This is a genomic window from Sulfitobacter sp. F26169L (genome assembly GCF_026410285.1).
GTDB lineage: Bacteria > Pseudomonadota > Alphaproteobacteria > Rhodobacterales > Rhodobacteraceae > Sulfitobacter.
In genome coordinates, this window is sequence record NZ_JAPMLP010000002.1 from 225,323 (window position 1) to 245,294 (window position 19,972).

Annotated in this window: 21 protein-coding genes; 14 read left to right on the forward strand and 7 right to left on the reverse strand. The window is 55.3% G+C overall.

From position 1 onward, the window contains the following. Positions 1–50: 50 nt before the first annotated feature. Positions 51–338, reverse strand: coding sequence for a YggT family protein (locus OS189_RS05250; protein WP_267166238.1), 288 nt, complete (start codon positions 336–338; stop codon positions 51–53). A 133-nt stretch (positions 339–471) separates the two neighbouring features. Here OS189_RS05250 and OS189_RS05255 point away from each other — a divergent pair, with 133 nt between their 5' ends. The 6 genes from OS189_RS05255 to arfB all read left to right on the forward strand — a co-directional run bounded on the left by OS189_RS05255 (position 472) and on the right by arfB (position 5,750). Further along, entirely contained in the window at positions 472–1,014 is a 543-nt protein-coding gene (locus OS189_RS05255; RefSeq protein WP_267166239.1) for an acyl-CoA thioesterase, read from the forward strand. A 75-nt stretch (positions 1,015–1,089) separates the two neighbouring features. Continuing rightward, positions 1,090–2,463 (forward strand): MFS transporter, encoded by a 1,374-nt coding sequence (locus OS189_RS05260; protein ID WP_267166240.1) that lies wholly within the window; start codon positions 1,090–1,092, stop codon positions 2,461–2,463. Continuing rightward, positions 2,460–3,410, forward strand: coding sequence for a penicillin-insensitive murein endopeptidase (gene mepA, locus OS189_RS05265; protein WP_267166241.1), 951 nt, complete (start codon positions 2,460–2,462; stop codon positions 3,408–3,410). Before OS189_RS05260 ends, mepA begins: the two co-directional genes overlap by 4 nt. 74 nt (positions 3,411–3,484) lie before the next feature. Beyond that, positions 3,485–4,270: an esterase-like activity of phytase family protein gene (locus OS189_RS05270; protein ID WP_267166242.1), complete on the forward strand. Its 786-nt coding sequence runs from the start codon at positions 3,485–3,487 to the stop codon at positions 4,268–4,270. Between the two features lie 106 nt (positions 4,271–4,376). Then, entirely contained in the window at positions 4,377–5,009 is a 633-nt protein-coding gene (locus OS189_RS05275) for a queuosine precursor transporter (RefSeq protein WP_267166243.1), read from the forward strand. A gap of 321 nt (positions 5,010–5,330) precedes the next feature. Further along, positions 5,331–5,750 (forward strand): alternative ribosome rescue aminoacyl-tRNA hydrolase ArfB, encoded by a 420-nt coding sequence (gene arfB / locus OS189_RS05280; protein WP_267166244.1) that lies wholly within the window; start codon positions 5,331–5,333, stop codon positions 5,748–5,750. Between the two features lie 251 nt (positions 5,751–6,001). Here arfB and OS189_RS05285 read toward each other — a convergent pair whose 3' ends face one another. Further along, on the reverse strand, positions 6,002–6,874 hold the full coding sequence (locus OS189_RS05285; protein ID WP_267166245.1) for a ferredoxin-like domain-containing protein: 873 nt from the start codon (positions 6,872–6,874) through the stop codon (positions 6,002–6,004). A 181-nt stretch (positions 6,875–7,055) separates the two neighbouring features. Next, entirely contained in the window at positions 7,056–7,493 is a 438-nt protein-coding gene (locus tag OS189_RS05290) for a Fur family transcriptional regulator (RefSeq protein ID WP_267166246.1), read from the reverse strand. 122 nt (positions 7,494–7,615) lie between these two features. Between OS189_RS05290 and OS189_RS05295 the strand changes: the two genes are divergently transcribed. The 4 genes from OS189_RS05295 to OS189_RS05310 are packed head-to-tail and all read left to right on the forward strand — an operon-like array spanning position 7,616 to position 11,038. Continuing rightward, entirely contained in the window at positions 7,616–8,509 is an 894-nt protein-coding gene (locus OS189_RS05295; RefSeq protein WP_267166247.1) for a metal ABC transporter substrate-binding protein, read from the forward strand. Further along, positions 8,506–9,354 carry a manganese/iron ABC transporter ATP-binding protein gene (locus tag OS189_RS05300; protein ID WP_267166248.1) on the forward strand — a complete coding sequence of 283 codons (849 nt, stop codon included), beginning with the start codon at positions 8,506–8,508 and terminating at the stop codon, positions 9,352–9,354. Before OS189_RS05295 ends, OS189_RS05300 begins: the two co-directional genes overlap by 4 nt. Continuing rightward, complete coding sequence (locus OS189_RS05305) at positions 9,354–10,205, forward strand: metal ABC transporter permease (protein ID WP_267166249.1); 852 nt, start codon at positions 9,354–9,356, stop codon at positions 10,203–10,205. Before OS189_RS05300 ends, OS189_RS05305 begins: the two co-directional genes overlap by 1 nt. Next, complete coding sequence (locus tag OS189_RS05310) at positions 10,202–11,038, forward strand: metal ABC transporter permease (RefSeq protein WP_267166250.1); 837 nt, start codon at positions 10,202–10,204, stop codon at positions 11,036–11,038. The genes OS189_RS05305 and OS189_RS05310 overlap by 4 nt, the downstream gene beginning before the upstream one ends. On the opposite strand, the gene OS189_RS05315 is transcribed toward OS189_RS05310, so the two are convergent. From OS189_RS05315 to pncA, 3 genes are read right to left on the reverse strand one after another with little or no spacing between them, the layout of a single operon-like run. After that, positions 11,035–11,943, reverse strand: coding sequence for an aminotransferase class IV (locus tag OS189_RS05315; RefSeq protein ID WP_267166251.1), 909 nt, complete (start codon positions 11,941–11,943; stop codon positions 11,035–11,037). The genes OS189_RS05310 and OS189_RS05315 overlap by 4 nt on opposite strands. Further along, positions 11,940–13,232 carry a nicotinate phosphoribosyltransferase gene (gene pncB, locus OS189_RS05320; protein WP_267166252.1) on the reverse strand — a complete coding sequence of 431 codons (1,293 nt, stop codon included), beginning with the start codon at positions 13,230–13,232 and terminating at the stop codon, positions 11,940–11,942. Before pncB ends, OS189_RS05315 begins: the two co-directional genes overlap by 4 nt. A gap of 59 nt (positions 13,233–13,291) precedes the next feature. Further along, complete coding sequence (pncA, locus tag OS189_RS05325; protein ID WP_267166253.1) at positions 13,292–13,885, reverse strand: bifunctional nicotinamidase/pyrazinamidase; 594 nt, start codon at positions 13,883–13,885, stop codon at positions 13,292–13,294. A 93-nt stretch (positions 13,886–13,978) separates the two neighbouring features. On the opposite strand from pncA, the gene trhO reads away from it, so the two are divergent. Next, positions 13,979–14,869 carry an oxygen-dependent tRNA uridine(34) hydroxylase TrhO gene (gene trhO / locus OS189_RS05330; protein WP_267166254.1) on the forward strand — a complete coding sequence of 297 codons (891 nt, stop codon included), beginning with the start codon at positions 13,979–13,981 and terminating at the stop codon, positions 14,867–14,869. Between the two features lies 1 nt (position 14,870). Here the strand turns inward: trhO and OS189_RS05335 are convergent, their stop codons facing one another. Next, positions 14,871–16,097: an MFS transporter gene (locus tag OS189_RS05335; protein ID WP_416237461.1), complete on the reverse strand. Its 1,227-nt coding sequence runs from the start codon at positions 16,095–16,097 to the stop codon at positions 14,871–14,873. A 125-nt stretch (positions 16,098–16,222) separates the two neighbouring features. Here OS189_RS05335 and OS189_RS05340 point away from each other — a divergent pair, with 125 nt between their 5' ends. The 3 genes from OS189_RS05340 to flgK all read left to right on the forward strand — a co-directional run bounded on the left by OS189_RS05340 (position 16,223) and on the right by flgK (position 19,970). Continuing rightward, positions 16,223–17,068: a flagellar motor protein MotB gene (locus tag OS189_RS05340; protein WP_267166256.1), complete on the forward strand. Its 846-nt coding sequence runs from the start codon at positions 16,223–16,225 to the stop codon at positions 17,066–17,068. 101 nt (positions 17,069–17,169) lie between these two features. After that, positions 17,170–18,471: a flagellar hook protein FlgE gene (locus OS189_RS05345; RefSeq protein ID WP_267166257.1), complete on the forward strand. Its 1,302-nt coding sequence runs from the start codon at positions 17,170–17,172 to the stop codon at positions 18,469–18,471. A 56-nt stretch (positions 18,472–18,527) separates the two neighbouring features. Further along, positions 18,528–19,970, forward strand: coding sequence for a flagellar hook-associated protein FlgK (flgK, locus tag OS189_RS05350; RefSeq protein WP_267166258.1), 1,443 nt, complete (start codon positions 18,528–18,530; stop codon positions 19,968–19,970). Positions 19,971–19,972 lie beyond the last annotated feature (2 nt).

Consider the following 19,972-nt stretch of genomic DNA (forward strand, 5'->3'; position numbering starts at 1 on the left):
AAGGACTACTCCGCCGTTTGAGGTCAATTAAGTGTCGGGAAATTCCGGTGTTAGTAAAACAGTGCCGCATTGTTGGTCAGCACGATCCGCGCAATGGCAACGCCGATCAATACAACCAGCGGGGCCAGATCAAGGCCCCCCATATTTGGCAGCACGCGGCGGATGGGCGCATAAATCGGCTCTAGCAGACGGTTGATGCCATACCAAAGTTGGGCAACCAGCGGCTGGCGGGTGTTTAGCACCTGGAAATTGATCAGCCACGACATGACCACATGGGCAATGATAAAGAACCACAGGATGTTCAACAAAAGCATGAGTATCATAAACAGTGAAGTCACAGGCGGCGGTCCTTTTCCAAAACATCTGAGCAGCAGTTAAGCGTGATGCGCAAAAAGGACAAGGGTGCCGCGATGTTCACGGTTGACGCGCGGTGAATATACGTCATTCGGACGGTAAAAAAGGAGGTTCGAGATGTTCCCGTTTATCCGCTTGTTCAAAGATATGTATCTGGCCCGCCGTCAGCCGCGTTTTGACAGCCTGACCGACACCCTTGTTTCGCATCACATCTGCTGGCCACTTGATCTGGACATATTTTTAGAGCTGAACAATGGCCGCGCCCTGACGCTGTATGATCTGGGGCGTACCGTGCTGGCACAGCGCGCCGGCTTGATCGATGTTTTGCGGCGCAAACGTTGGGCGTTGACCGTGGCAGGATCCCACGTGCGCTTTCGCCGCCGTATTCGCGCCTTTGAACGGTTTACAGTGCGCAGCCGTGCGATCTGTTGGGATGACAAATTTATGTACATCGAACAATCGATGTGGAAACGGGATGGTGAATGCGCCAGCCACGTTCTTTACCGCGCGGCCGTAACAGACAATAACGGGATCGTTTTGCCGCCGCGTGTTCTGGCCGCGTTGGGGCAGGATGCGGTGTCACCCGCCATGCCCGAATGGGTCAGCAACTGGACCCGTGCCGAGGCCACCCGCCCATGGCCCCCGATGCAGGACATGTAGACAATCGCAAACCTTTTCTTGCGCCGGTTGGTGCAGCCTGTTCTATGTTAGGACGCAATCGGGAGAGGCAGTTTTATGACAGCGGTTTCACAGCGCAAACGCATTTGGGGCTGGTTTTTTTTCGACTGGGCCAGCCAGCCCTACAATACGCTGCTTCTTACGTTTATATTCGGGCCTTACTTCACCAGCACACTGTCCTCCAACCTGATCGCCGAAGGCATGGCAGAAACTGCCGCGCGCGCGCAAGCCCAAGCCTATTGGGGCTGGGGGTTGGCTGCGACGGGCATTCTGATTGCGGTTCTTGCTCCGATTCTAGGGGCAATTGCCGACAATTCGGGGCGCAAGCTGCCTTGGATCTGGCTGTTTTCCGCGATGTATTTCGTCGGCTCCGGCGCCTTGTGGTGGACCGCACCGCAGGATTTTTCGGTGATGTGGGCGCTGTTTTTCTTTGGTGTCGGCCTGATGGGGATGGAGTTTGCGACCATTTTCACAAACTCGTATCTGCCTGAGCTTGACAACGATCCCTCGGAGCTGGGCCGCATATCCGGTTCCGGCTGGGCGTTTGGATATCTGGGCGGGTTACTGGCCTTGGCGATTTTGCTGGGTTTGTTTCAGGCGACGGCAAGCGGAAATACCATGGTCGGACTGAAGCCGCTGTTCGGACTGGACCCGCAAACCAAGGCTGACACCCGTATTGTCGGGCCGCTGGCCGCCATCTGGTTTGCCGTATTTATGATACCCTTTTTCCTATACACACGGGACGGGCGTAAAACCGGCGCACCCCGCCTTTTGGTCGCCCAAAGCATCCGTGACCTGATCACCACGTTGAAAGGTTTGCCGCGCCATCCCTCATTGATGGCCTATCTCGGCTCGTCCATGTTTTACCGTGACGGGCTGAATGGCATGTATGCATTTGGCGGGGTGTACGCTGCGGGTGTGTTGGGGTGGTCAATCACCGAAGTTGGTATTTTCGGCATCATCGCCCTGATATCAGGCGCATTTTTCTGCTGGGTTGCAGGCCGCGTGGATCGCCGCGTAGGGCCGATGCCGGTGATCATTTTTTGCGTTGTTCTGCTGGCCTGTATTGCATTGCTGATTGTGATGATCACACCGACATCGGTGTTGGGCATTCCGATTGCGGAAGGATCAAACATGCCGGATGTGACCTTTTTCATCGCCGGTGCCGCCATTGGCGGAGCTGGTGGCGCGTTACAAGCCTCTTCGCGCAACATGATGACGCGGCAAGCCAATCCGGCACGGATTACCGAAGCTTTCGGTTTGTATGCACTTTCTGGCAAGGCAACATCGTTTCTTGCACCGGCGCTGATTGCCTTCACCAGCCAGATGACCGGCAGCCAGCGATTGGGCGTAAGCCCCGTCGTGGGGCTGTTCATCATTGGCTTGATGCTGTTAATCTGGGTGAAACCGAAAGGGGATTTTCACAGATGACCATCAGAAAGCTCGTTACAATCGCCGTCTTGGGCATGCTGGTCGCCGGTTGCGGCGGCGCACGCGACATCAGCGGCGCAAAAGCGAAAAAGGCCGAATTGCCAACCATTGGCGAACTGGCCGGACCGCTCGCCAATGTTCAGGCGAAAAAGCTGTTCGGGACGAAATCATCGGGCACCCGCCAGACACCTGCCGCCTTTGGCAGCTATGCAAAAGGATGTCTGGCCGGTGGTCAGCAACTGGCCGAAAGCGGGCCAACGTGGCAGGCCATGCGCCTCTCGCGCGGGCGCAACTGGGGCCATCCGGAACTGATCGACATGGTCACGAAACTCAGCCAGTTTGCCGCGCAGCAACCCGGTTGGAACGGCCTGTATATTGGCGATATGAGCCAGCCGCGCGGGGGGCCGATGCTGACGGGCCACCGCAGTCACCAGATGGGGCTGGATGCAGACATCTGGATGCTTCCGCCAACCTCGCTGAGCCTGACGCGAAAGCAGCGCGAAAATATTTCGTCTATTTCCATGCGCCGCGCAAAGGGGGCCTATGTAAACGACTCGTGGACACGTTCACATCACAACATCATCAAGGCGGCGGCTAAAGATCCGCGTGTTGCACGGATTTTTGTGTTTCCCGGAGCAAAAGTGCAGATGTGCGATGATGAACGCGGTGATCGCAGCTATCTGCGCAAGATCCGGCCTTGGTACGGGCATCACTATCATTTTCACGTACGGCTTGCCTGCCCGAAGGGTGAACGCGGTTGCCGGGACCAGAACCCGCCACCAGCGGGTGACGGGTGTGACGATGCACGCCAATGGCAGGCGAATATTCTGAACCCGCCGAAGGCCAAGCCGACCCCGAAAAAGCCCACGACTCCGCGCAAGCCGCGCCGCGAGTTGGTGCTGGCCGATCTTCCAGCCCAGTGCAAAGCTGTGCTTGACGCAAATTGATCCGGCTGGCGATTGCCCTGGTCTGCCTGTGCAGCGGTGTACAGGCAGAAATCGCGTTGCAGCACAAAAGCGCAATGCGCTGGCAGCTTGACGCACCGTGGTTTGGGGGATGGTCCGGAATCGAGGTGACGGACCACGGCGCCAGAATGACCGTCATCAGTGACTTTGGCTATATTCTGAATGCATCCATGAACCGCGCGAGCGGTAAACTGGATGGTGTGGCGGTGCAAAACGTTTCCCGTCTGGGTCGTTCGTCCGGCAGGCCGCTGCGCAAAAAAGCGAGCGACGCCGAAGGGCTTGCAATTTCTGACGACGGAACTGCGTATGTTTCCTTTGAACACCGCCACCGCATCATGCAGGTTGATCCAGATACAGGCCGGACATCTGGGCGCATCGCCTTGCCGTTCCAGAACACCTTGGGCGACAACACAGGTGTCGAGGCGCTTGCCATCAGTGCCGATGGCACTCTGTTTGCTATCGCAGAAAATCCCCCCGCCAGTGGTGGCTCCTTTCCGCTTTATGCCTACCGCAACGGCAAGTGGCGGATCAGTGCGCGCATCCCCCAACGCGGCCCATTTGTACCTGTCGGAGCGGATTTCGACGACAAAGGCAGGTACTGGTTGTTGGAACGGGCAACTACCCTGCTGGGGTTTCGCAGCCGTATACGCATGTTTGTGATTGATCCGCGCGCCCCGCGGGAGGTGTCACTGCTGACCACCCTCCCCGGTCTTTACGACAATCTGGAAGGACTCAGCGTCTGGACCGATCCGCGCGGGCAAATGCATGTGACGATGATTTCGGATGATAATTATCTGCGCATTCTGCGCACGCAGATCGTCGAATATACCGTCAATGAGTGATCATTTCGCAAACATGGTTGCGTGACTGGCCGGGGATGCCTAAACGGGCGAGGTCTGCGATTGTCGCAGGCCAAGTCGCCGCACCCTTGCAAAAACGGTTTTAAATATGACACGCACACATCTTCCCGGCATTATTGCCATGGCTGCAATCGTTGTGGCCTCCAACATCCTCGTTCAATTTCTGTATGGTAACTGGCTGACATGGGGGGCTTTCACCTATCCGCTTGCCTTTCTGGTCACGGACATTATGAACCGCGTCTATGGCACCGCTGCCGCACGGCGCGTTGTTTTGGCGGGTTTTATCGTCGGCATTATCTGTTCTTTGATCGGAACCCAGATCATCGGAGAATTCGGGCCGCTTGTTACCTTGCGTATCGCAATAGCATCCGGTCTGGCATTTTTCATCGCCCAGATGCTGGATATCGGGATATTTTCCATTTTCCGTAAAGGTATCTGGTGGAAAGCGCCGCTTGTATCTACGCTCGTCAGCAGCACTGTCGATACGGTGATCTTTTTTTCCGTCGCATTTTCCGGCGCGTTGTCTTTTGTGCATCCCGCGACTGATGTGGCGTGGGCAGCAGAGGTTCTTCCGGTTTTGGGAGTCGGCCCGCTCGCACCGCTTTGGGTGTCACTCGCGGTGGCGGACTGGAGCGTCAAACTGGGCCTTGCGCTGATCGCCCTGATACCTTTCCGCATCATCACCGCCCGCCTGAAGGTCAGGCAGATAGACAACATATAGGAAAAAACACAAAACACCTGAAAAAGTGCTTTGCGAATTGGAAAACATGTGGGACGCTCCCAGTGAGTTCAACAAATGTAAAGGAGGTGATCTAGTGTCAAGAACGGTACTGGAGAGAGGTGTCGGAACAGCTTTGGAGTTTGTTTGCTAGGGCAGCCCCTGCATTCAAAACACCGGAGTCGACCAGCGGTCTAACCGATCCCGCCTCCTATACAATTCGATTGGGCCGCTCTGTTTCAGGGCGGCCCTTTTTGCAACGCAGGCATCTGGAATCTCCGCCGCCCCTTCAACCGGGGCCGTGGGCGCGCTATGTTTATCGCCATGTTATATATCACTGATGCCATTACAATTCAGGACTGGGAACTGACCGAAAGCTTCATGCGTGCCTCGGGTCCGGGTGGGCAGAATGTGAACAAAGTATCCTCTGCCGTGGAGTTGCGGTTCGAGGCAGCTAGTTCTCCGTCACTTCCCTTGCCCGTGAAAAACCGGTTACGGCGACTGGCGGGGCGGCGCTGGACCAATGATGGTGCGTTGGTGTTGCAGTGCGACGAGACCCGTAGTCAGGCGCGTAACCGCGAACTGGTACGCGAACGCTTGAAAGAGCTGATTGAAAAAGCAGTTACGCCACCGAAAAGGCGGATCGCCACGCGACCGACGTTGGGATCAAAGAAGCGCCGCTTGAAAGCCAAGAAGGTGCGCGGCGAGGTGAAGGCATTGCGTGGAAAGGTAGATCCTGATTAGCAGACGGTCGCGCTTCTAGCGGGTGCGGGATTTGAATTTATCAGGAAAATGAAAGTGGATTAGGTGCCGTATTGGGGGTGGTTCTGTGCGGCGGGCGTGTGACAAGCTCTTTGAATTGCTGGTTACGTGTTTCAGACCGAGCGGACCAAGGAAGCTGTGCATTGGTTGAAATACCTATTCAACTGGTAGTAAATCCTTTGGAACTTGCGATCTGCGAAATCTCAGACAAGGGCGACCCGGCGCGAGGCCTGTTAAAGCCGGTTGCCGGAGTCTGTTTCGATTCCATCAATTTCGGGTAATTCCCGTGCGCTTTCGACGAGGATCAGGCGCCACGGAGTAAGGCGCAAGCCGCCGTGCTTGGCCAGAGATGAAAGCGTTTCAACATGCATTTGCCCCGAGGCCAGCCCTACAAGAGCACCGTTTGGTGTATATCCAGGTACCGGATTGTATGCTCCCTGTTGGCGGGGCACAAAAGCTCCGGCAGGTATTACACTCTTCGCCACAAGGCTCTTCAGTCGATCTACCTTATCTTCAGCGGTTTCGGAAAACCAACGGGCCAGTTTCAAAGTTTCGGCAACTGCTGAGTCTGTGGTGACGGGTTTGCCTGTTTTCATCCCATCTGCGACCAGTAGAAGACTGCCGCCTGCGTCTGTTTCCAAGCGAATATCAGCCACGTCGTTTTGCAACACGGGTGTGCGGCCTGTATCGACCGCAAATCTAATTTCATCCCGCAAGCCCGAAGCGTCATTGGCAGCGATTTCGGCAGTCAGCTGGTTGGCGAGAATTTCGACTTCATCTTGCGGCCTCCAGAAAGGGGTGACAAGGATATTTCGCCTGATTTCCACATCCGGATCGGGATCAATCAGGCGCATCATTTTCAAGCCATTGATCAGCGCGGGGTGGCTTTGCCGCGATACACCACGGATCTGGAGTGTTGCACTGTCGGTGAGGTCCAGCAGTCCGTTGCCATGAGCAGCCGCAAGGGATGCGATAGCATCAGCCTGAGCGCGGCTGATGCGGCCACAAAACGGACGCACCTGCACGATTAACCCGTCTTTCGCCATTTCTGGATGAGGGCTGCCGGTGCTTTGGTCTTGTTCATGGTAGTCAGTATGATCGGTCACCCAGCCGCCTCCATCATTGCCGACACTGGCTTCCGGCCTATACCTCAGGCTCCAACGTCGCGCAATGTAGCATAGCGGTTGCAGGCCCGGTCATCCAGATTGGACTTCGTGCTGGATCGCGCGAAAGCGCGCTCTGACAATCTCGGGGGTACTTACAGACCTTCCTACCTGTATTCGAACATCAACTAGAGCCGGCAGCCTTCTTTCGGCAATAGAGCTCCAATCGGTGATGCACGACCTCGTAACCCAATTCGCGTGCGATCTCGTCTTGAAGTTGTTCAATTTTGTCGGACTGGAACTCGATCACCTCTCCAGTATCGACATCCAGAATATGATCGTGATGCTCTTCATGTGTCGTTTCAAACCGTGCGCCGCCCCCGTCAAAGGCGTGACGATGTACAACGCCGCCCTCCTCCAGCACTGTCAGTGTTCTGTAAACAGTGGCGAGCGAAACGGATTGTTCTATTTCCTTCGCACGCTTGTGCAGCTCAATAGCATCAGGGTGATCGGTCGCCTCGGCCAAAACACCAAGCAGTGCGATGCGTTGACGGGTCACGCGAATACCGGCTTTGCGCAATGCTGCTGTCATCTTATCTGTAGTATCTGCCGCGTCGCTCATCTTTTCGCCCCGAAATTCTCATCAGACGTCTATGTTTGAGAATCGTTATCATTCTTATTTACACTTGTGAATGGTTCTCATATGCATTTTTTATAAGAAGTGAAAATTGAGGAGTCTCCCGCATGGGTGCAATCGTCTTGAAAATGATCACCGCAACTGCTGTGCTGGCTTTGGTAAGCACGTCGGCAGCGGCACAGGAGAAATTCAAGGCTGTTACGACCTTTACCGTGATTGCCGATATGGCGCGCAATGTGGCGGGTGATGCGGCTGTCGTGGAAAGCGTCACCAAACCTGGCGCAGAGATTCACGGTTATTCCCCCACGCCGCGCGATATCATTCGCGCACAGGATGCGGACCTGATCCTTTGGAACGGTTTGAATCTTGAACTGTGGTTCGAGCAGTTTCTATCCAACCTCAAAGATGTCCCTTCTGCCACGTTGACCGACGGGATTGACCCGATAAGCATTACAGAAGGCGAGTATGACGGAAAGCCTAACCCCCATGCGTGGATGGGCCTGAGCACAGCGTTAATATACGTGGACAACATTCGTGACGCTTTCGTGCTGCATGATCCTGAGAACGCAGAGATTTACCGCACTAACGCTGAAGTCTACAAACAAGAGATTAACGATGTCATTGTGCCTCTGCGCGATGCGGTCCTTGCGGTGCCGGAAGATCAGCGCTGGCTGGCGACATGCGAAGGCGCGTTCAGCTATCTGGCTCGCGATTTTGGTATGAAAGAGCTGTATCTTTGGCCAATGAACGCCGACCAGCAGGGCACACCGCAGCAGGTGCGCAAGGTCATTGATACCGTGCGTGCAAACGGCATTCCGGCAGTGTTCTGTGAATCAACAGTCAGTCAGGCACCCGCAAAGCAGGTCGTGCGGGAAACCGGCGCGAAATATGGCGGTGTTCTGTACGTTGATAGCCTGACCGAAGCGGACGGGGAAGTGCCAACCTATCTGGATCTTATCCGCGTCACATCCGAGACAATTGTGGAGGGCCTTACAAAATGACCACCGGTATTTCCGCCCAAGACGTCACTGTAACCTATCGCAACGGGCATACCGCCCTTCGTGATGCTACATTCGAAGTACCGACCGGCACCATTACCGCACTGGTAGGGGTTAACGGGGCTGGAAAATCGACCCTGTTCAAGGCGATTATGGGGTTCGTTCCTGCTGCCAAGGGCGAGATTACTGTGATGGGAATGCCTGTCAAAGAAGCCCTGAAGCGCAATATCGTCGCATATGTTCCCCAGTCAGAGGAGGTCGACTGGTCTTTTCCGGTACTGGTTGAAGATGTTGTAATGATGGGGCGGTACGGCCATATGGGATTTTTCCGCCACCCCAAACGCGCCGACCACGAAGCTGTGACAAGCGCGCTGGAGCGGGTCAACATGATCGAATACCGCCACCGCCAGATTGGTGAGCTGTCCGGTGGCCAGCGCAAGCGTGTGTTTCTGGCCCGTGCTCTGGCGCAAGACGGTCAGGTGATTTTGCTGGACGAGCCGTTCACCGGTGTTGACGTAAAAACCGAAGATCAGATTATCGAACTGCTGCGCGATATGCGGGACGAAGGACGGGTGATGCTTGTTTCCACCCATAACCTCGGCTCAGTCCCCGAGTTTTGTGACCGGACAGTTTTGGTCAAGGAAACCGTGATCGCCTATGGCACCACGGAAGAGACATTCACCCACGATAATCTCGAACTCGCGTTTGGCGGTGTGCTGCGCCACTTTGTGCTGGGCGGCGCGGACCTGCACGACGATGATGACACGCGCACAATCCGTGTGATCACCGACGACGAGCGCCCGTTTGTCGTGTATGCAGATGAAACACGCAAGGAAGACGCCTCGTGATGGAAACGCTGCTGCTGCCGTTCAGCTACGGCTACATGTTCAACGCAATGTGGGTTAGCGCGCTGGTCGGCGGGGTCTGTGCGTTTCTATCAGCATATCTGATGCTGAAGGGATGGTCACTGATTGGTGACGCGCTCAGCCATTCCATCGTGCCGGGTGTTGCGGGGGCCTATATGCTGGGTCTTCCCTTCGCGTTAGGAGCCTTCGCGGCAGGTGGGTTGGCGGCGGGCGCGATGCTGTTTCTCAACCAGCGGTCGGGCCTGAAGGAAGATACTATCATCGGTCTGATATTTACCTCTTTCTTCGGCTTGGGGCTATTCATGGTGTCGCTGTCGCCCACATCGGTCAGCGTGCAGACCATTACGATGGGCAACATCCTGGCCATCACGCCAGCGGATACGCTGCAACTTGCGGTTATCGGGTTTGTGACGCTGGCCATTCTGTTGGCCAAATGGAAAGACCTGATGGTTACGTTTTTCGATGAAAATCACGCGCGCTCTATCGGATTAAAGCCCGACCTGCTCAAAGTTGTATTTTTCATGTTGCTGTCTGCATCCTGTGTGGCCGCGCTTCAAACGGTTGGGGCGTTTCTGGTGATTGCCATGGTGGTAACACCGGGAGCGACTGCGTATCTTCTGACAGACCGCTTTCCCCGTCTACTTGTTGTCAGTGTTGCGATCGGTGCAGGCACCTCTTTCTTTGGCGCATACCTCAGCTTCTTTCTGGATGGCGCGACGGGTGGCATAATCGTTAGTTTGCAAACGGTCATTTTCCTTGCTGTGTTTCTGTTCGCCCCCAAGCACGGTTATCTAGCTGCGCGGCGCAAGGCGCGGGAGGCATTGCTGCCATGATCGAGACGTTGCTTCAGCCGTTTCAGTTTGCCTTCATGCAAAACGCCTTTCTGATTGTGATCATCATTTCGGTGCCGACCAGCCTGCTGTCATGTTATCTGGTGCTTAAGGGGTGGTCGTTGATGGGGGATGCAATCAGCCATGCCGTGCTACCCGGAGTTGTCGGCGCTTACATCTTGGGGATACCGCTGATCATCGGCGCGTTTTGTGCCGGTATGTTTTGCGCATTGGCGACGGGATTCCTTTCGGAAAACAGCCGCGTCAAGCAGGATACCGTAATGGGCATCGTGTTTTCCGGAATGTTCGGGTTCGGCATCGTGATGTACACGAAGATTTCGACAGATATGCATCTGGATCATATCCTGTTCGGTAATATGCTGGGCGTTGGCAGTTCAGATCTATGGACAGCCGGTTTGATTGCTTTGTTTGCAGCCGTGATTGTGATTGCCAAACGGCATGATCTGATGCTGCATGCATTTGATCCGGTACAGGCGCAAGCGGTGGGCCTGCGCGTTGGCTGGCTGCACTACGGATTGCTCGCCCTGATCTCGCTCACCATTGTTGCAACCCTGTCTGCGGTGGGGATCATCCTGTCTATCGGCCTACTGATCGCGCCAGGTGCCATTGCATTTCTGCTTACGCAGAAATTCGGGCGAATGTTACCGGTTGCCGTGGGCGTCACAATGCTGTCGAGCGTATTGGGAGTTTATGCCAGTTTCTACCTTGATAGCGCCCCTGCCCCGACAATCATCCTGATCCTGACAGCCGTATTCATTGTTGCGTTTGTCAGGGCGGGCATGGTCACACGCCGCGCTTCCGCCCGTCAGGATTAGGCGCTGATATTCTCGGCAATTGCTTGTTTATAAAGCTGGCGGATTCTGTCTGTGACGTGCCGCTTGCCGTCCCCGATAGGCTTGCCATCGATATGTGATACCAGCGATTGCGCACCGAATGTCCCTGTGAGAAATGCCTCGTCCGCGCCATATGCCTCATAGAGCGAATAGTTCTTTTCAAATACCGGAATCCCGTCGGCACGGCATAGATCGATCACCTTCTGGCGGGTGACCCCGTTCATGCAATAATCTCCGGTCGAGGTCCAAACCTCGCCGCGGCGCACAATGAAGAAGTTGCATGCGTTGGTGGTGTTCACAAACCCATACGGGTCCAGCATCAGCGCCTCATCCGCGCCAGCCTGTTCGGCCTGTAGGCAGGCGATCACGCAATTCAGCTTGGAATGACTGTTGTATTTGGCGTCCTGCGACATCGGCAGGCCACGCACCTGCGGCACGGTCGCAAGGCGGATGCCTGTCGTTTGCAGGGTTTCGACCGGTTTGGAATGTTCCATTATAATCACCAGCGTCGGGCCACTACGTGACAGCGAGGGATGCTGGAACGGCTTTACCTTTACGCCGCGCGTCAGCATCAGGCGGCAATGCACATCATCTGTCATGCCGTTGGCTTCGGCAGTCATGCGCAGCGCTTCGGCGATGCCTGCCTTGTCCATCCCCACATCAAGCGATACCGCTTTGCACGAGTTGAAAAACCGGTCCATATGCTCGTCAAAGAACGCCCAAACCCCGTTATAGAGCCGCATTCCCTCCCACATTCCGTCCCCCAGCAGAAAGCCGCTGTCGTAGACAGATACGGTTGCTTCGGCGCGTGGCTTCAGCTCTCCGTTGACGTAGATCAGGATATCCTGATTGCGCTGGTCTTCGTCTGCTTCATGCGTTGTGCTCATACCACTACCTCTTGTGATTCCTGCTCTCCGACATCGAACACGCGCTTGTAACGGGCGATTTCATCGGCGGGGCCCATGGCCTTTTTCGGGTTGTCAGACAGCTTCACGGTCGGTGACCCGTTTGCGCTGACTGCCTTGCACACAAGGCTAAAAGGAGCCAGCGCATCATCCGGCACCAGGCCACGGAAATCATTAGTGAGCAACGTGCCCCAGCCGAACGAAATCGCCGTTTTGTCAGCGAATTGCGCGTGCAGCTCCTTGATCTTGGCAACATCAAGCCCGTCACTGAAAATGACGCGCTTTTTGCGCGGGTCTTCGCCGCGCAGTTTCCACCAATCAATCGCCTGCTGCGCTGCTGTGGCGGGATCACCGCTGTCGATGCGGATACCCGTCCAGCCTGTCAGCCAGTCGGGTGCGCTATCCAGAAAGCCTTGGGTGCCGTAGGTATCGGGCAGAATGATGCGCAAATTGCCTTCATGTTCATCGTGCCAGTCTTCCAGCACTTTGTAGGGCGCCTGAAACAGTTCCTCGTCGGTTTCGGCAAGCGCTGCGTAAACCATGGGCAGTTCATGGGCGTTGGTGCCAATTGCTTCCAGCTCACGCTTCATGGCGATCTTGCAGTTGGAGGTTCCGGTAAACTTGTTACCCAGCCCTTCGTTCATGGCCTGCACACACCAGTCCTGCCACAAAAAGCTGTGGCGCCGTCGGGTGCCGAAATCGGCAATGGACAGATCAGGTACATCGCGCAGCGCCTCTATCTTTTCCCAGACGCGCGTCATCGCACGGGCATAAAGAACCTGAAGCTCGAATTTCTCCATCCCGTCAAGAACACTGCGGCTGCGAAGTTCCATCAGCACGGCAAGGGCGGGAATCTCCCAAAGCATGACCTCATGCCATTTGCCCTCGAACGTCAGTTCATATTGATCGCCCTTACGCTCAAGATGGTAGGGCGGCAGGCGCAGGTTCTCGAACCACTCCATAAAATCCGAGCGGAACATCTGGCGTTTGCCGTAAAACGTGTTGCCACGCAGCCAGGTCGATTCACCGCGGCTAAGGCTGAGGGTGCGGATGTGGTCAAGCTGCTCGCGCAGTTCGCCTTCGTCTATCAACTTCGCCAGTGGCACGTCTTTTGAACGGTTGATCAGGCTGAACGTCACCTGCGTGTCCGGCTTGTTTCGAAAAATCGACTGACACATCAGCAGCTTGTAAAAGTCGGTATCGATAAGCGACCGCACGATCGGGTCGATCTTCCATTTGTGATTCCAGACGCGGGTGGCGATATCAACCATTGGGCAGAACTCCGTTATGCCTGTGTTTTGTGGCGTATGCCGCGTTAGGGGGCAAGCGGTTAGTCAAACCTAACCCCTGCACCTTTCATCGCCTTTTCCGCTTCGGCCAGTGATCCATTCAGATCAATGGCGCGGCACAAATCCTTACGCACATTTACTTTGAACCCCAGTTGCGCCGCATCCACGGCAGAATAATTCACACAGAAATCCAGCGCCAGACCAACAAGAGTGACTTCGGTGCCCCCCCGCGTGCGCAGATACCCTTCCAGTCCGGTGGGTGTTTTATGGTCGTTTTCGAAAAATGCCGAATAGCTGTCAATCGCAGGATTATAGCCTTTACGAATGATTATATCCGCGCGATCAGTCTCTAACAAAGGGTGAAACGCGCCGCCCTCTGTGCCCTGAATACAATGGTCAGGCCACAGTACCTGTTGACCATAAGGCATTTCGATCATGTCGTAAGGCGCGTGTCCTGCATGCGTCGAAGCGAAGGAGGAATGGCCCGCCGGATGCCAATCCTGGGTCAGAACGACTGCATCAAACTGCCCCGCCAACGCGTTGATGCCTGCGACAATCTCGCTTCCGCCTGCGACAGCCAACGCGCCGCCTTCGCAAAAATCGTTTTGGAGGTCTATGATAAGAAGGGCGTGCATGGTGGCTCCTTTTCGCTTGGAAACAGATATAGAGTTCTTTTTACCCTACAGACCTCTTGCGCAACAGCCCCAGTGCAGCCTATTTGGCGTCCCATGTATACCATAGCCGCCCTTTATCACTTTGCCCGCTTTGATGACCCCGATGCCTTGAAACCGGCGTTGCTGAAACTGTGTCTTGTTAACGACATCACTGGCACACTGCTGCTGGCGCGCGAGGGGGTGAACGGGACAATCGCAGGGCCGTCGCAAGCGGCAGTTGACGCAGTGCTGGCACATCTGCGCGCCCTGCCCGGATGTGCGGAACTGGAACACAAGATCGCCCATTCCGACGTGCCACCGTTTGGCCGTATGAAGGTGAGGATCAAGCGCGAGATCGTGACGATGGGTCAGCCCGATGTCGACCCGCTTGCAGGTACTGGTCACTACGTCGAACCGGAAGACTGGAACGATCTGATCACCCGTGATGATGTAGCGGTAATCGACACCCGCAACGATTACGAGGTTGCCATTGGCACCTTCGAAGGCGCGGTTGACCCCGAAACCACAAGCTTTGGCGAATTTCCCGCGTGGTGGGAGGCGAACAAACACCGCTTTCACAACAAGAAAATCGCGATGTTCTGCACCGGTGGCATCCGGTGTGAGAAATCCACGAATTTCCTGCTTGGGCAAGGGGTTGAAGACGTCTATCACCTTAAAGGTGGTATTCTGAAGTATCTGGAAGAAGTGCCTCAGCCGCAGAGCACATGGAACGGGTCGTGCTTTGTTTTCGACAACCGCGTGAGTGTCGAACATGGGCTGAAAATCGGGCCACATCTATTGTGTCATGGTTGCCGCCGCCCGATCCTCCCCGCCGACACTGAGCGGGAAGGCTTCGAGCAGGGTGTCAGCTGTCACAACTGCGTAGATGAAACATCCGAGGATGATAAGATGCGCTTTCGGGAGCGTCAAAAGCAGATGCACCTAGCCAAACGGCGCAAATGGTAAGTTAGGCTGGCGCCGCCATTGGACGGGGCGCGCGGGGACGGCTGCGCGAGAACAGCCAAAGCATGACCGCAATATTTACGCCGTTCCACACGATGCCATTTACAAAAGCCAGCGTGTAAGATCCGCTGACGTCATAAATCCAGCCTGACATCCACCCGCCCAGCGCCATGCCCAGGATCGTTGCCATCATCACAAACCCTACACGTGCGCCTGCTTCTTTTGCTGGCATGTATTCGCGTACAATCAGTGCATAGCTGGGGACGATCCCGCCCTGACTGAGGCCGAAAACAAGACTTACGGCGTAGAGCGACACCATTCCGCCCGCAGGCAAATACAGAAACAATGCGATGCACTGAAGAATGGATCCGATCAGCAACGTTCGCACGCCCCCCAGACGATCCGCCACAAGACCCGATATAATGCGCGAACCAACGCCGCCCAACAGCATCAGCGACAGCATCTGCGCCCCCACGGCAGGCCCGAAACCCAGCCCGACGCAAAGCGCCACGATGTGCACTTGCGGCATCGACATCGCCACACAGCAAGCCACACCCGCGAAAGCCAGCAGATATTGCAAAGCGCGCGGCGACAACCCCGAGGATTGTGCATTTTGTGTCGAGGCCAGATGTGCGGCGGCATGTGCTTCGTCCGGTAACGGGCGGCGCAGCGCCAGCGCCAGCGGAATTACCAAGGCCAGCGTCACAACTGCCATCACCAGATAAACAGCGCGCCATCCGCTTTCCTGTAGCACTCCGGCCAATAAAATCGGCCAGATTGCGCCGGAAAGGTAGTTACCGGATGCCGCAATTGCCACGGCAATGCCGCGTCGCCGGACAAACCAATGTGAAATATCCGCAATAAGCGGCCCGAATCCGATAGAGGACGCAAAGCCGACAATCAATTGTGCCAGTGACAGCATCAAAAGCGAGTTTGACAGCGTCGCGAGCCCGTAACCCAAGGCTGTTACAACCGCCGCGACAATAAGGGAGTTGGTAATTCCGAAACGATCAGTCGCCCGTCCGAACAGATAATTGCCGGTGCCAAAACCGATCATCGTCAGAGTGTAAGGCAGCGACGCCATAGCGCGGCTGCCCCCGTATTCGGCCTCAACTGCGGGCATAATCACAATAATCGCCCACATTCCGGCATTGATCACCGTCCCGACGCACAATGTCAGCGCGAGGCGGCTCCAAGAATAACGGCTATCAGTGATCAAATCATCCATCAGATGATGTGGCCGTGATCTATGCCCGAATGCAAGCTTAACATATTGTTTACCACTCCTTCCCGATTAGCGGTTTGATAACGTTTCATCCGCTATCCCTATAGCTGGGTGAAAAAGAGGTGGTGAATATGAGTGCGCAAGCAAACCGCGCGCCAGTCATCATTAAGCGTAAGAAAGTGGTCAAGGGCGGCGGGCACCATGGTGGTGCCTGGAAAGTCGCTTATGCGGATTTTGTAACCGCAATGATGGCTTTTTTCATGCTGATGTGGCTGCTGAATGCGACAACGGAACAACAACGAAAAGGGCTGGCTGACTATTTTTCTCCGTCGATTCCGGTTGTGCGGGTGTCCGGGGGCGGCACAGGCGCGTTCTCAGGCGAAAGCATTTTTTCGGAAGTGGCTTTACCAAAAGAGGGCTCAGGCGCGATCGCGAGCAATCCTGCAACAGGTGACAAAACCCGTGGCGCAACAGGAAATGATCCATCAGCAGAGGAAACCGCCGCTCAAAACGAAGTTTTCGAAAGCCTCGAAGCGATGCTGTTGGGGCATGGCGGCGAATCCTCGGTAATGGAAAACGCACTGGAACATATCAACACGCGCATCACAGACGAGGGTCTGGTCATCGAATTATATTCGCGCGGCGGTGCGCAGATATTCGACGGTGATACGGACATTTCGACACCACTGCTCAAGAATTTGGCAATTTTGGTTGCCCAAGTCAGCAGGACCGTCACAAACAAAATCGCAATAGGCGGCCATGTACGCGCACGCCCCGTTGTTTTGCGCGAAAACCCGGTGTGGGATCTATCCCATCGGCGTGCCACGCAAGTGCGCCTGCTGCTTGAAGGCCAGAACATCGAGGCCACCCGCATCCATCGCGTTACGGGCCATGCCGACCGTGAGCCGGTGCTACGTGACACCATGGCAATTCGCAACGAACGCGTCGAGATTGTATTACTGCGCGATATTCGATGATGAAAATATGGGATTCTTTTTATCTGTTAGTCCGACGTTAAAGCGAGTCGGACTATGCCTTTCAGGACAACTCTAAACGGCAGAGCAGAAAGGCGTGTCTTATGACAATATCATCTTCGCTGAACGCGGGTGTTGCGGGGCTTCAGGCCAATGCAACCAAACTGGCCAGCATTTCGGACAATATCGCGAATTCGTCAACCTACGGGTACAAACGGGTACAGACCGATTTTGAATCTATGGTGATTTCACGCAATGGCGGCAACTACTCGGCCGGTGGCGTGCGCGCGGACACAAACCGCCAGATTGATCTGAGCGGTTCACTGGTTACGACAACAAACGCGACCGACCTTGCCGTGCGGGGGCGTGGCATGTTGCCTGTCGGAAAAGTCACCGATCTGAATGTGGGTAACGGTGACACAAACATGCTGCTAACGACAACCGGTTCGTTCACCACCGATGATGAAGGGTATCTGACAACAAATTCGGGCCTTGTACTGCTTGGCTGGCCTGCGCAGCCAGATGGCACAATCCCGACATTCTCGCGCGATACTGCCGAGGGTCTTGAACCGATTCAGATTAACGTTAATCAACTCACCGGAGAGCCGACAACAAGGATGAGTCTTGGTGTCAATCTACCTGCAACTGCCACTGTCGCTGGCAGCGCCGCCGATCCACAACAACTGGCTGTTGAATACTATGGCAACCTCGGCACATCCGAGAGTGTGAACGTGACGTTTACACCAACTGTGCCAGCAACGGGCGCATCAAATGAATGGACAATGACACTCACAGACTCGGTCGATCCAGCAGTGACCATCGGGGAATATGTTCTGACGTTTGATGACAGCCGCACAGCTGGTGGCACACTGGCTTCTGTTGCAACCGTATCCGGCGGGGCATACGACAACGCAGCTGGCACCTTGATTGTAAATGTCGATGGTGGCCCAATAGAAATTGATATCGGTGTCTTGGGGCAAAGTGACTCTCTTACGCAATTGTCGGACACCTTCGCCCCTGTTTCGATTACTAAAGACGGGTCGCCAGTGGGCAATATGACCAGCGTAAATGTCGATGGAAACGGATATGTACACGCCACATTCGATACTGGCGTAACACGCACAATTTATCAGGTGCCACTGGTGGACTTACCAAATCCCAACGGCATGGTGGCCCTTGACGCGCAAACCTATCAACCCTCGGTCGACAGCGGTTCATTCTTTTTGTGGGATGCCAGTGATGGGCCAACAGGTGACATTGTGGCCTTCGCGCGCGAGGAATCGACGACCGATGTTGCGAATGAATTGACATCAATGATCCAGACACAGCGCGCCTATTCCTCCAACGCCAAGGTGATCCAGACCGTAGACGAAATGTTGCAGGAAACGACCAATATCAAGCGTTGATCTGTAATTTAGGGCCGGCACCGATGGCCTCCCCGTTGTGAGTGAAAGGGACAATCATGTCACTAACTGGAGCCATGAACGCGGCTATTTCAGGACTACGCGCCGCTGCGCGTGGTTCCGAGATTGTTTCAAATAATATCTCCAACGCGCTAACACCGTCTTATGGACGGCGAGAAGTGGCGCTGTCGGCCCTCGGCCATGGTGCTTCAGGTGGCGTGCGCATCGATGGCATCAACCGCCACATGAACGACGGTGTGCTGGCCGACCGGCGTCTGGCGGAGGCCGCCCAGCAGCATACACAGACAGCTGTTGATTTCTTCCACCAGTTAGAAGACATTTCGGGCCTTGCTGGCAACCCTGACGGATTAAGCGGGCGTCTCGCTGCATTTGAGGAAAGCCTGATCACCGCCGCCAGTAGGCCGGATTCGATAGAGCGTCTGCAAAATACCGTAGCCCAAGCACAACAGCTCATCAGAGGCATCGGGATTGCGGCGCAAAATGTACAAGAGATGCGCACACGCGCCGATACGAACATTGCCCGCGAGGTTGCCACACTTAACACAGCGCTAGAGCAGGTTGAGCAATTAAACATCCAAATCGTATCATCTCACGCACGCGGTGGCAGCAGTCCAGCATTGTTAGATCAACGTCAAAAGGTTCTTGATACAATCGGTTCAATTGTGCCCACCAACGTTGTCCCTCGCGATGACGGCGCAATTGCAATTTACACTGAAGGCGGTGCAATTTTGTTGGATATCACCGCCGCAAAAATCGGCTTTGATCAACAAAACATAGTCACGGAATTTCAAACGCTCGATGCCGGAACCCTTTCGGGCTTGACTTTAAATGGTCAGGGCATCCGCACAAGCGCGCTGGCTGGGGGTAGTCTGGGCGGGCATTTCGCGGTGCGCGACGAACACGGCGTCGAGGCGCAGACAAACCTAGACGCACTCGCGCGCGATCTGGTTGAGCGGTTTTCCGATCCAGCACTGGATCCCTCTCGCGGCGCAGGCGATCCGGCACTTTTCACCGACTCTGGTAACGCATTTGCACCCCATGACGAAGTAGGCCTGAGCAGACGATTGATGCTGAATGCTGCCGTCGATCCGAAAGCAGGCGGGGACGCGTGGCGCTTGCGCGACGGGTTAGGAGCAATATCGCCAGGCGATGTTGGTGATGCGACATTGCTTAATAATCTGCGGTCGGCACTGGACACACTGCGTCCGACAGCTTCCGGGCATTTCGGTTCGGGGCCACAATCAATAGCCAAGCTGTTTTCTTCCTTTACCGGTATTCTGGCCTCATCACGCGGCAGTGCAGAGCAGGATTTAAGCTATTCCTCTGCGCGCCTCGCCGAACTTACGCAGCAGCAATTATCAGATGGAGTCGATACCGATCAGGAATTGCAAAACCTGCTTTTGCTTGAACGTGCCTACGCTGCCAACGCTCGCGTTATTCAGGCAGCGGACGCCATGCTGGAAACACTGACAAGGTTATAAAA

What these genes read in the sequence shown, in the direction of transcription:
- OS189_RS05275 (WP_267166243.1), top strand. Translation starts at nt 4,377, where the DNA reads ATGACACGCACACATCTTCCCGGCATTATTGCCATGGCTGCAATCGTT.
- OS189_RS05310 (WP_267166250.1), top strand. Translation starts at nt 10,202, where the DNA reads ATGATCGAGACGTTGCTTCAGCCGTTTCAGTTTGCCTTCATGCAAAAC.
- flgK (WP_267166258.1), top strand. Translation starts at nt 18,528, where the DNA reads ATGTCACTAACTGGAGCCATGAACGCGGCTATTTCAGGACTACGCGCC.
- OS189_RS05300 (WP_267166248.1), top strand. Translation starts at nt 8,506, where the DNA reads ATGACCACCGGTATTTCCGCCCAAGACGTCACTGTAACCTATCGCAAC.
- arfB (WP_267166244.1), top strand. Translation starts at nt 5,331, where the DNA reads ATGTTATATATCACTGATGCCATTACAATTCAGGACTGGGAACTGACC.
- OS189_RS05305 (WP_267166249.1), top strand. Translation starts at nt 9,354, where the DNA reads ATGGAAACGCTGCTGCTGCCGTTCAGCTACGGCTACATGTTCAACGCA.
- OS189_RS05340 (WP_267166256.1), top strand. Translation starts at nt 16,223, where the DNA reads ATGAGTGCGCAAGCAAACCGCGCGCCAGTCATCATTAAGCGTAAGAAA.
- trhO (WP_267166254.1), top strand. Translation starts at nt 13,979, where the DNA reads ATGTATACCATAGCCGCCCTTTATCACTTTGCCCGCTTTGATGACCCC.
- mepA (WP_267166241.1), top strand. Translation starts at nt 2,460, where the DNA reads ATGACCATCAGAAAGCTCGTTACAATCGCCGTCTTGGGCATGCTGGTC.
- pncB (WP_267166252.1), bottom strand. Translation starts at nt 13,232, where the DNA reads ATGGTTGATATCGCCACCCGCGTCTGGAATCACAAATGGAAGATCGAC.
- OS189_RS05260 (WP_267166240.1), top strand. Translation starts at nt 1,090, where the DNA reads ATGACAGCGGTTTCACAGCGCAAACGCATTTGGGGCTGGTTTTTTTTC.
- OS189_RS05295 (WP_267166247.1), top strand. Translation starts at nt 7,616, where the DNA reads ATGGGTGCAATCGTCTTGAAAATGATCACCGCAACTGCTGTGCTGGCT.
- OS189_RS05255 (WP_267166239.1), top strand. Translation starts at nt 472, where the DNA reads ATGTTCCCGTTTATCCGCTTGTTCAAAGATATGTATCTGGCCCGCCGT.
- OS189_RS05315 (WP_267166251.1), bottom strand. Translation starts at nt 11,943, where the DNA reads ATGAGCACAACGCATGAAGCAGACGAAGACCAGCGCAATCAGGATATC.
- OS189_RS05290 (WP_267166246.1), bottom strand. Translation starts at nt 7,493, where the DNA reads ATGAGCGACGCGGCAGATACTACAGATAAGATGACAGCAGCATTGCGC.
- pncA (WP_267166253.1), bottom strand. Translation starts at nt 13,885, where the DNA reads ATGCACGCCCTTCTTATCATAGACCTCCAAAACGATTTTTGCGAAGGC.
- OS189_RS05345 (WP_267166257.1), top strand. Translation starts at nt 17,170, where the DNA reads ATGACAATATCATCTTCGCTGAACGCGGGTGTTGCGGGGCTTCAGGCC.
- OS189_RS05270 (WP_267166242.1), top strand. Translation starts at nt 3,485, where the DNA reads ATGCGCTGGCAGCTTGACGCACCGTGGTTTGGGGGATGGTCCGGAATC.